Here is a 9,797-nt window from a genome sequence, read left to right on the forward strand (position 1 = left end):
CAACCGGGGAGTCGAGCTTGCCGCGAGTTGCCTCGATCCCGTCGGTGCGATATGCTGTTGGGGCGATGTAGCAAAAACTCGTTAAACAGTCCAACTGTCTGCTGACATCCAAACTCTCACTCGCAATTTTTGAGTTTTTCCCGCAGTACCCTGGAACACAAGGAAACTGGCTTGAACATCAAGCATAACGCTTGGGGAGATTTACCCTCTACTTCTAGGATTGATAAATGTTAGGAGCAAGGCAAGTCTGCGAACCAAGAATCCCGTCGCTAAAAGATGGGAATGTTTATTAATGTTATCCTCAAATTTGAATAACAATGAGCGTAGTTAGCCAATTTATTCTCCAAGCCGACGACGAACTTCGTTATCCCAGTACCGGCGAACTCCAAAGTATCAATGATTTCTTTAAAACCGGAGAACAGCGGGTGCGTATTGCTACTGCGCTGTCTGACAGTGAGAAGAAAATTGTTGAAGAAGCTAGTAAAAAACTCTGGAAAAAACGACCTGATTTTATCTCTCCTGGGGGCAATGCTTACGGCCAACGCGAACGGGCTTTGTGTCTGCGCGACTACGGCTGGTACTTGCGCCTGATTACCTACGGTATCTTGGCGGGTGACAAGGAGCCGATCGAAAGCATCGGTTTGATTGGCGTTCGGGAAATGTATAATTCTCTGGGCGTTCCTGTTCCTGGCATGGTCGAAGCTATCCGCTGTTTGAAGGAAGCTTCTTTGGCTTTGCTCAATCAGGATGATGCTAAGGAAGCAGCTCCTTATTTTGATTATATTGCTCAGGCAATGTCTTAATTGCTTTGGCGATCGCTTTCATGAATGTGGCGGAGCATTCGCGGGTGATTTTTGGGGTGATTCGATCTCGCAATTGCTCGCAAATGTTTCGCTTCTGTTTTGGGCAAGGAAATCTGCCTAATTTCTGCTAGGAAGCAATGCAGTTTGAGCTTTCCCAGATTTCGAGAATGTCTTGTCTTTCAATGCACATTTGATTTAAAAAGTCAAGTGTTTTTGGGAGACATTGTTTTTTGAATTTCCGGCTGTCGTAGTGAATAGATGTTTTGAGCTGCGAGAGTTCTCCAAGAGTGGGGCAGGTTTGGATGTGATGGGCGATCGCATTTTGCCATTCTTCCAGCTTCCGGTAGCTGAGAAATTGTCCGCCTCTGTCCCGCCGGTGCACGAAAACCACGAAAGCCCAGGATTCGACTCGCTTAATTTGATTTTGGCTGATTTTGAGCAGTTGGGCGATGGCTACGCCCCGGCTTACGCCTACGACCTGACGGTGATGCGGAGCTTTTTCGAGGGTTGGATGTGGCGAAACAGTGGTGTCATGGCTGTATACTCAGGGGTTGAGAGGCAAGTTCGGTTTAGAGTCAATTACATATTACTATATCAGACTCTTATTGCACAAGTGCAATGAAATTAATTTAAACTTCTTCAGCTCAGATGTTGCTCGTGCAACCCTCAATCATTGATGCTGTGCTAGTTTGAGAGTTAACGTAGGTGGGAAAAATGTCAGGACTCTCTAACAAAGCTGTGGTAGACAAAGAGCAGGAATTGCGTCCCGTTCGCTTCACTGAAACGGGGCGGATGCGTTTGGGGAAGATTTTAAAAGCAGCAAGACAGACAACAGGCTGGTCTGTCAGCGAAACAGAGTTCAAAACCAAGGGATATGAAGAGGCGCTGTTCACAGCTACAAATCAACCCGTACCCAAAGATGTGGGTATCAGTGCCGCAACAGTCAACCGTTACGAACGTGGGAAGCTGGATAATTTGGATTGGCGATCGCTCTCTCTGTTATGCTTTGTCCTCAAGCCGATCGATCCGGTGACTGGGGAAGCCCTGGAACCGACAAATGCGCTTTACATCGCGTGCGAACATCCGCCGTACAATGACGCGAAGCTCTACGAGTAGTTGATTTTTGATGTCTGATTAAAGAAAATTAGTTAGATTGGGAGTTTTTAACCGCAGAGGGCGCAGAGGGCGCAGAGTTAGAGAAGAGAGAGATTAATCATTCTGATACCCACGGATTTGATATTACGCATCGCCCTTTTGTTTAGCAATTAAAGCTTTAGCTTGCTGCCACAGAGATTCTAACTCTTCTGGGGCATAATCTGACAAAGGTCGATCGCACGCAGCCTCTACCTTCGCAAACCGCTGCACGAAACGATCGTTTGTTCCTTGCAAAGCAGCCGACGGATCTAAATCGTACCAGCGAGCTAATTGAATCAACACAAACATAATATCTCCCAATTCTGACTGCTGCGCTGCCTGATCCTCGTGTTTGAGAGCGTGCTCAAATTCTGCCATTTCTTCGTGAAATTTATCCCAAACGCCGTCTACACTGTCCCAATCAAAACTCACTTCCGCAGCTTTTTGGGAGATTTTCATCCCGGCGGCTATTGGCGGCAAAGTGCTGGCATAACGGCTCATTTTCGAGGCTAAAGTTGGCGGCTTTTCCGATGTTGTGCCTTTTTCTGCTGCTTTGATTTTTTCCCAGTTTTCGTTGACTTCATCGACGCTGTTGATTTCGACATCGCCAAAGACGTGGGGATGTCGCCGAATTAGTTTTTCTGTAATGCCCGCAGCTATTTCGGCGAAGGTAAACTGATTGGATTCGCTGGCAATTTGAGCTTGCAGAATTACCTGTAACAGTAAGTCGCCCAATTCTTCGACGATCGCATCTTTATCTCCTTTGCGAATCGCATCGGCGGTTTCATAAGCTTCTTCGATTATGTGAGGAATTAGAGTTTGGGGAGTTTGAGCTAAATCCCAAGGACATCCGCCGTCGGGCGATCGCAATTTAGCTACAACTTCTATAAGTTCTTCGAGTGCTGTGAGCGATCGATTGTGGGAATTAGACATCGGAATTTACCTTTTAGATTTGCTGGAAGTGCGGCGGGTAGGTTGGCGTTTGCGCCTCTTAATTGTCCCAGGAGGCCGCAACCCGCTCAATCCTTTCTTTTTTAATCTTTTGTAAGCCGAGCAGCCCCAATCGCTCAGATAGTGGCTCATAGCGCCCAATTCTAGACCGATGTAAACGGCTAAAATTTCGATGTGGTGTTCCCAGATCGATCGCCCGTAACTCAAAACCACATCCTGCCAATTCCAGCCGAAGTTTCCGACTTTTTCGGCAATTGCCAATCCCAACACTCCGAGAACCGCGATCCAGATAGCGAGGTACAGGATTCGCAAAGCAGTGCCGATCAGAGGGCCGTGGGACAAAAAAGAGCGGTGGCGCAGGCTTTTTTGGTACGGGAGCCAAATTGGTTTGAACCATCCCCAGCGCTGATACTGGCAGGAGTAGATATCCAAGTCGGGGCCAAACATCAGCCCGCCGAATAAGAAACTGCCGGAAACGAGCAAAGTCAGGTTGCTGCTGCTCGTCTGGCCAAAGGTGAGGGCTGCCACCAAGGGCAAACTCCACATGGTTATTTGATCGTGGGTGCGGCCAGAGGGCATTTAAAGTTTAGGATTTTTTTTACTTGATCTTTCTGAGTTACTGTGATATGATAAATCCTTGTGAGTGCAATTGGGTGATTAGCTCAGTGGTAGAGCGCCTGCTTTACACGCAGGATGCCGTAGGTTCAAATCCTACATTACCCATCCGATAACTCAATATCAAAAGTTTCAGCCGTTTTTAGCCGTCAAGCCGAGAACGGCTGTTGCTGTTGCTCTTGGGGGTTGACTGTTGAATTGGGTGACAACTAAATTTAACATTCTGGGGCGGATGTCTCAAAAGTTGGCACCCAATGCTAGAAAATTAATTTATTGATTTTCTTTTTTAGAACCTTGTATATGAAGCCTAAAATAACTAGCCCGATCGCGTGGCAGCAAGCTGAACTGCTCATGCAGCCAGCGATGATCCGAGTGATCGACAACATCCGCAAACAATTAGAGGAGTCAGTTTGGACGGGTACTTATCAAGAAGTCCAGATTCCCATTCCTGGCTATCAACTACTTTTAGAGCTTCAAGGCGAGCAAAGATGTGTCGATATTTGGGAACTTTGCTATCGAGTCTGCTTTGTCAACTACCAGCCCGCCCACAGTCAAATCCAAAGCCAAGAAGTTGTAATTGATACTAGCTTGATTGATGGTGAGACTGGCGATGTAGATTGGAATCGTCTTGATGCTAAAGCCAGCCAATTAATCCAAGAAATATTCGCTAATTTGGACAAATAGTCAGTTGTCAGTTGTCAGTTGACAGGAAAGTAGTAGTTAATAGTCAACAGTCAACAGTCATCAGTTATCAGTCAACAGTTAACAGTCAACAAAATCTTATGATTCAGCAATTGCACGACATTCAAGCAGCCACCGGTGCTACTTTTGCAGAGTTAACAACCAAAGAAATTGTCCCAGTCAGTTTTGGTAACGACGCAGAAGCGATCGCAGCAACGAAACAAGGTGTAGCTTTGTACGATCGCACTCACTGGGGACGCATTCAAATCTCAGACAGCGATCGACTGCGGTTCTTGCACAATCAAAGTACCAATAACTTTAATATACTCAAACCCGGTCAAGGTTGTGACACAGTTTTCGTCACATCCACCGCCCGGACGATCGACCTCGCCACCGCTTACGCTACAGAAGATGCCGTACTGCTGTTAGTTTCGCCCAACCGCCGCCGCCAACTACTGGAATTGCTCGATCGCTATATTTTCCCAATGGATCGAGTCGAGTTAACAGATTTAACCGATACAACTGTTGCTTTCAGTCTCCTCGGCCCGGAAAGCACTCAACTATTAGAAAAAATCGGAGTTACCGAACTCGAAAATCAACCTTACGCTACTCACAAATTGATAAAAAACCCCCCTCTTTCCCCCCCTTACGAAGGGGGGGTTCGAGTTGCGGTTGGTAGCGGTTTAGCAACTCCCGGATACACGTTAATTGCACAAGCTTGCGATGCAGCCAACTTGTGGCAGGAATTAGTCAAAGCTGGGGCCGTACCGATGGGCGATCGAGTTTGGGAACAACTGCGAATCGAACAAGGACGCCCCGCCCCCGATTTTGAACTCACAGACGATTACAACCCCTTAGAAGCCCGCCTTTTACACACGATTACCTATGACAAAGGTTGCTACATCGGTCAAGAAACAATTGCCCGGTTGAACACCTACAAAGGAGTCAAACAAGAACTTTGGGGCGTGCAGTTGAGCGGTGCTGTTGAACCCGGAACAGCAGTCACAATCGGAGAAGAAAAAGTCGGCAAACTCACCAGTTTTACGGAAACTGAATCTGGCTTTTTTGGTCTGGCTTACATCCGCACAAAAGCGGGGGGCGAAGGGCTGAAAGTGCAGGTAGGAGAAATGACCGGGGAAGTAGTAAACCTGCCTTTTTTAAGTTTGTAAGCTTGGGTTTGTAGTGAGGACTTTATTCCTCATAGATTGAATTCCTCACTACGAACCTATAGGGGGTATTCTACTGGACATCATAAGCTAGATCAGTATTTAAATTGCAGGTCAACAAATAATCAAACTCTTGTGGGACGTTGCTCCGACGCTGCCCCAAGTATGCAGTTTAAATGCACAATAGCTGATTAAATTATGACATAATCTTCGCCCAAAACAGCTTGATTGACCTGCGGTTCCGGCTCTACTGGGTCGCTGTAATGAGTGTCAATGTGTTTGATGAAACTTTCCCGATAAGCTTTGAGATGCGAGTTAAGTGCTTCGAGATCCTGCTCTCCTGTCGCGAAACCTTTCTCTCTTCTAAATTGACCCGATTCTTTAACAAAAGCCATATCAACTTGCCACAACGCCTTATCAATCGGGCGATAGGACAAATCAACAATATCATAAGCTGCGAATCCTTGGGAGTTCATAAAACTCATTACATCATACATCTGACCGAACAATGTAACTTCTACAATTACATATTCAGTTTGCTGCAAAATCTCAGTTGCTCCTGCTAAAACATCTAATTCCTGTCCGTCTACATCAACTTTAATTAAATACGGGCCTGGCAAGTTTCTTTCCCTGCATATTCCATCCAAGGTAATGGCTGGTATGTTTCTCACATAAGGATTGCTGCTGTCAGTAACGAGATTTTCAGAAAGTGAAGAATGCACCATACCGGGACTGACGTTGAGGGTGAAAACTCCCGATTCTTTGGTAGCTGCTGCAATAATGTATTCTGCACTTTTGAGTTTGCGGCAAATTTTGGCCAGATAAGGTTCATTTTCGGCGATTGGCTCAATTAGCAAATGTCGCGCATCGGGGAAAGTTTCGTAAAGATTAAAAGTTCCCAAGGCGGCACCGACATCAATCACAGTTCTTGGTTGAAAACCTAAGTCTTTAGCCAGCAGCAAGCTGCCTGACATCGAGTTTCTGAGAATTCCTGTTTGTTGTTGGTTCACAATTTTTTCCAGATTTCAATGTGGATAAAGTTAATACAGCACTTTCCAGGTAAGTGAAGTACAGAGAAACCGGGTTTCTTGAATAAAACCGGTTTTTGGCGAGAAATCCAGAAGAAACCCGGTTTCTGGGGTGTACTTTATAAACCTGGAATCCGCTGTAGTATGTCTTGCAGCCGAGTTATTGTATGTCCGAATATTGTATGTTTGAATAAAGAAACGAAGCAATCGCCGAGGTTTGCTATTTCTTCGTTTCGGATCGTAATGACAGAAATAGGTTTTAACTCAGATGTTGCACCATTGTCAATCAGCTTTTTAGGAACAGGCTTTTCGGCCTGTTCCACAATATATATATAGCAATCCTTGCAGGAGTAAAAAGATGTAGGGGTAGTGCTAAGACTGCCTACCCTGCCTCATGGGGCAACCACGGGGGGTTTGCCCCTACAATAATTACACAAATGATTTGGGATTGCTATAGTAAATTTTCTTGTGGAACAAGCTGGACGGCCTGTTCTTGAGAATGGTGCAAGATGTGAGTTTCCATGTAACCTGCTACTATTTCGCGGATTTGTGCGCCTTGTTTTCCGGTTCGACAGATTGCAAAGCTTCGTCGAGAATTGCACGGGCTGACTCGGCTTTACTCCTAGCATCTCGATAGCGAACGTTAGCTTGAGCGAAGTTTTTGAGAACCTTGAAACCGTCTTTGAGGCTGGCGATTTCTTCGGCAGTCACAGCCTCATCTGTAAACAAAATGTCGATCGCAGCCCGGATTTTTAGTGCTTCTTCGCGGGATTCCATCACTTTCAATTTGAGACTTGCCAAATTGCTCAAAATCTGGACGGCTTCAGTAATCGCATCCTCGCCGTCAGACGCAGCATCTTCGATATCCTTAACTTCAACAAACTGTTTGGGCCCAAATCCCTCCATGAGTTCCGTAGGCAGCTTGCCCTCATCCATGAGATCCATCAGCCGATCCATCGCTTCTTCCCGGGCTTTGGCTGAATCTTTCCCCTTGACAGTTAAAATAATTTCGGGGCTTTGAGGAAGTGTATAGCGAACCATATTTTGACAGCCTGTGCGCGAAAACAATTGAATGATATTTTATCTTTATTCGATCGCCAGTTGCAGCTATCAATCCGCTCGACTACCAATCGCTTGCCAAAACTTGACACATATACACTCAAAAGGAACCCTCGACAATGAAAGATAAATTTCTTAACTTTCTCAACTTGATTTTAGTAGCTGATGTGTTTTTCGTCTTTGCCATTTTTGGGTGGTTTGTGATCGCAGTAGCGGGTCGATCGACCGGGGTGAATCTCGGTTTTGATTTGTGGTACAGTCTCTGGCAGCCCGTATTTAATCCCGCCCTGGGAATTCTTATGGGTGGTGCTATTCTCAGCGGTATAATTAACCAAGTTTCTAAACGCCTCAATCCCAAGTAAAATTGATGTTTTGTTGGAGACGGTGATTGGCGATGCTACTTAGTTGGCGATCGAACTTGTGGAATGCTTCAGAGATGAGGCACTCAATTAGGTCGATGAAGCTTGAAAATACATAAGTAGTCAAAAACGAGTGAAACGCTCCCCAAAGGAGCGATATCTTATCAAAGCAATCACAAAAGTTATGATAGCTTTACATTCTGTTACAGAGTAAAGTTTATTTTCGCCTACCTATTTACGTCAAAAATCAGGATTGGACGATCGGGATCTAAAAATATCAACTCATGTTCTGATGAACAAAAGTCGGGCAATTATGGGAGAACAAAAATGTATCGGTATCCTCACCAGCGGAGGTGACTGTGCAGGCTTAAATGCAGTTATTCGAGCCGTTGTCTACCGCGCAACGGGAACTTACAATTGGAAAGTGATGGGGATTCGTCAAGCCACCAACGGATTGATGAGTCGTCCCCCTGCAGCAATTCCTTTGGATATTGAGAAAGTAGACTCGTGGCTCACCATTGGCGGTACGATGCTAGGCACGACAAATAAGGGCGACCCTTTTGCTTTCCCGATGCCTGATGGCACTCTACGCGATCGTTCTGACGACATTATCGAAGGCTATCATCAATTAGGTTTGGATGCTTTAATTGGGATTGGTGGCGACGGTAGTCTTGCCATTCTCAGGAAGATTGCTCAACAAGGTAATTTGAATTTAGTTGCGATTCCTAAAACTATTGATAATGATGTTGGAATTACCGAGCGTTCTATCGGTTTTGATACTGCGGTAAATATTGCCACTGAAGCACTCGATCGCTTGCATTTTACTGCCGCAAGTCACAGTCGCGTCATGATTGTCGAAGTCATGGGACGCGACGCTGGACATATTGCGATCAGTGCCGGAATTTCTGGAGGAGCTGATATAATTTTGATTCCAGAAATCCCTTACACAATTTCCAAAATCTGTGCCCAAATCCAAGAACGCCAAGACCGGGGAAAAAACTACTGTTTAATTATAGTAGCGGAGGCAGTTCGCACTGAAGAAGGCGAGTTAGTAATGCAAACAAATCGCTTAGGTCAAAGTCGATTAGGCGGAATTGGTCAGTATTTAGCTGATACAATTTCTGACTGCAGCGGTGCAGAAACTCGCGTCACTGTTTTGGGGCATATTCAACGCGGAGGAACTCCTTCATCGCTAGAAAGGTTAATTGCTTCTGCTTTTGGCGTCGCAGCAGTTGATTTAATTGCCGAAGAGAAATACGACTGCATGGTATCTTGGCAAAAGCGGGAAGTTGTGAGCGTTCCTCTGGAAGATGCGATCGCCAAATACAGACCTGTAGACTTCGATGGTACTCTGGTTAAAACGGCCCGCGGTTTAGGGATTTGTCTAGGGGACTAAACAATTACCCCTCCGATTTCTCAAAGATTTAGTCGGGGACGCACTCAGAACCAAGAAACCGGCTTTTTTAACCGAGACTGAGGGTTTTAAGCTAGTGTATGGTCGTAAAAAAACCAAGGTGATGACCAAGAATTTCTTCATGTGGTATCCGCCACGTGATTTATCCGTGGAATCAATCCAAAATCGAAAATCGAAAATCCTCAAGCCCCCGCTTTTATCTCGCGCAAGTCAATCTAAAATCTAAAATCTAAAATCTAAAATCGATTGACCAAGAATTTCTTCATGTGGTATCCGCCACGTGATTTATCCGTGGAATCAATCCCAAATCGAAAATCGAAAATCCTCCAGCCCCCGCATTTATCTCGCGCAAGTCAATCTAAAATCCAAAATCTAAAATCTAAAATCGATTGACCAAGAATTTCTTCATGTGGTATCCGCCACGTGATTTATCCGTGGAATCAATCCCAAATCGAAAATCGAAAATCCTCCAGCCCCCGCATTTATCTCGCGCAAGTCAATCTAAAATCCAAAATCTAAAATCTAAAATCGATTGACCAAGAATTTCTTCATGTGGTATCCGCCACGTGATTTATCCGTGGAATCAA

Annotated in this window: 11 protein-coding genes and 1 tRNA gene; 8 read left to right on the top strand and 4 right to left on the bottom strand. The window is 45.3% G+C overall.

All coding sequences use genetic code 11. From position 1 onward, the window contains the following. Positions 1–317: 317 nt before the first annotated feature. The 3 genes from QUB51_RS26410 (at position 318) to QUB51_RS26420 (ending at position 1,919) form a co-directional block, all read left to right on the top strand. Positions 318–803, top strand: coding sequence for an allophycocyanin subunit alpha-B (locus tag QUB51_RS26410; RefSeq protein WP_293336342.1), 486 nt, complete (start codon positions 318–320; stop codon positions 801–803). Positions 804–1,053: 250 nt separating this feature from the next. Next, entirely contained in the window at positions 1,054–1,425 is a 372-nt protein-coding gene (locus QUB51_RS26415) for a hypothetical protein (RefSeq protein ID WP_333263939.1), read from the top strand. A gap of 92 nt (positions 1,426–1,517) precedes the next feature. Then, entirely contained in the window at positions 1,518–1,919 is a 402-nt protein-coding gene (locus QUB51_RS26420) for a helix-turn-helix domain-containing protein (RefSeq protein WP_172192721.1), read from the top strand. Between the two features lie 123 nt (positions 1,920–2,042). Here QUB51_RS26420 and mazG read toward each other — a convergent pair whose 3' ends face one another. Both mazG and QUB51_RS26430 read right to left on the bottom strand, forming a co-directional pair. Beyond that, positions 2,043–2,870, bottom strand: a complete 828-nt coding sequence (mazG, locus tag QUB51_RS26425) for a nucleoside triphosphate pyrophosphohydrolase (protein WP_333212442.1) — start codon at positions 2,868–2,870, stop codon at positions 2,043–2,045. A gap of 6 nt (positions 2,871–2,876) precedes the next feature. After that, positions 2,877–3,467 (bottom strand): metal-binding protein, encoded by a 591-nt coding sequence (locus tag QUB51_RS26430; protein ID WP_333263942.1) that lies wholly within the window; start codon positions 3,465–3,467, stop codon positions 2,877–2,879. A gap of 72 nt (positions 3,468–3,539) precedes the next feature. Here QUB51_RS26430 and QUB51_RS26435 point away from each other — a divergent pair. The 3 genes from QUB51_RS26435 (at position 3,540) to ygfZ (ending at position 5,353) form a co-directional block, all read left to right on the top strand. Then, positions 3,540–3,611: transfer RNA gene (locus QUB51_RS26435), tRNA-Val, on the top strand. Between the two features lie 192 nt (positions 3,612–3,803). Then, positions 3,804–4,187, top strand: coding sequence for a hypothetical protein (locus QUB51_RS26440; RefSeq protein WP_333052324.1), 384 nt, complete (start codon positions 3,804–3,806; stop codon positions 4,185–4,187). 98 nt (positions 4,188–4,285) lie between these two features. Beyond that, complete coding sequence (gene ygfZ, locus QUB51_RS26445) at positions 4,286–5,353, top strand: CAF17-like 4Fe-4S cluster assembly/insertion protein YgfZ (RefSeq protein WP_333263945.1); 1,068 nt, start codon at positions 4,286–4,288, stop codon at positions 5,351–5,353. A gap of 188 nt (positions 5,354–5,541) precedes the next feature. On the opposite strand, the gene QUB51_RS26450 is transcribed toward ygfZ, so the two are convergent. Together QUB51_RS26450 and QUB51_RS26455 are read right to left on the bottom strand one after the other, a co-directional pair. Next, entirely contained in the window at positions 5,542–6,360 is an 819-nt protein-coding gene (locus QUB51_RS26450) for an FkbM family methyltransferase (protein ID WP_333052320.1), read from the bottom strand. A 552-nt stretch (positions 6,361–6,912) separates the two neighbouring features. Next, positions 6,913–7,419: a hypothetical protein gene (locus QUB51_RS26455; RefSeq protein WP_333212447.1), complete on the bottom strand. Its 507-nt coding sequence runs from the start codon at positions 7,417–7,419 to the stop codon at positions 6,913–6,915. Positions 7,420–7,556: 137 nt separating this feature from the next. Here QUB51_RS26455 and QUB51_RS26460 point away from each other — a divergent pair, with 137 nt between their 5' ends. Together QUB51_RS26460 and QUB51_RS26465 are read left to right on the top strand one after the other, a co-directional pair. Then, a complete protein-coding gene (locus QUB51_RS26460) occupies positions 7,557–7,799 on the top strand; it encodes a hypothetical protein (RefSeq protein ID WP_333052315.1) in 243 nt (80 codons plus the stop codon). A gap of 310 nt (positions 7,800–8,109) precedes the next feature. Further along, positions 8,110–9,192, top strand: coding sequence for an ATP-dependent 6-phosphofructokinase (locus QUB51_RS26465; RefSeq protein WP_333052682.1), 1,083 nt, complete (start codon positions 8,110–8,112; stop codon positions 9,190–9,192). Positions 9,193–9,797: the final 605 nt, after the last annotated feature.

This window comes from Microcoleus sp. AT8-A3 (assembly GCF_036705675.1).
Lineage (GTDB): Bacteria > Cyanobacteriota > Cyanobacteriia > Cyanobacteriales > Microcoleaceae > Microcoleus.

Excerpts from the sequence above, each read along its gene's own strand:
- ygfZ (WP_333263945.1), top strand. The coding sequence starts at position 4,286 with ATGATTCAGCAATTGCACGACATTCAAGCAGCCACCGGTGCTACTTTT.
- QUB51_RS26465 (WP_333052682.1), top strand. The coding sequence starts at position 8,110 with ATGGGAGAACAAAAATGTATCGGTATCCTCACCAGCGGAGGTGACTGT.
- mazG (WP_333212442.1), bottom strand. The coding sequence starts at position 2,870 with ATGTCTAATTCCCACAATCGATCGCTCACAGCACTCGAAGAACTTATA.
- QUB51_RS26455 (WP_333212447.1), bottom strand. The coding sequence starts at position 7,419 with ATGGTTCGCTATACACTTCCTCAAAGCCCCGAAATTATTTTAACTGTC.
- QUB51_RS26440 (WP_333052324.1), top strand. The coding sequence starts at position 3,804 with ATGAAGCCTAAAATAACTAGCCCGATCGCGTGGCAGCAAGCTGAACTG.
- QUB51_RS26420 (WP_172192721.1), top strand. The coding sequence starts at position 1,518 with ATGTCAGGACTCTCTAACAAAGCTGTGGTAGACAAAGAGCAGGAATTG.
- QUB51_RS26460 (WP_333052315.1), top strand. The coding sequence starts at position 7,557 with ATGAAAGATAAATTTCTTAACTTTCTCAACTTGATTTTAGTAGCTGAT.
- QUB51_RS26430 (WP_333263942.1), bottom strand. The coding sequence starts at position 3,467 with ATGCCCTCTGGCCGCACCCACGATCAAATAACCATGTGGAGTTTGCCC.
- QUB51_RS26410 (WP_293336342.1), top strand. The coding sequence starts at position 318 with ATGAGCGTAGTTAGCCAATTTATTCTCCAAGCCGACGACGAACTTCGT.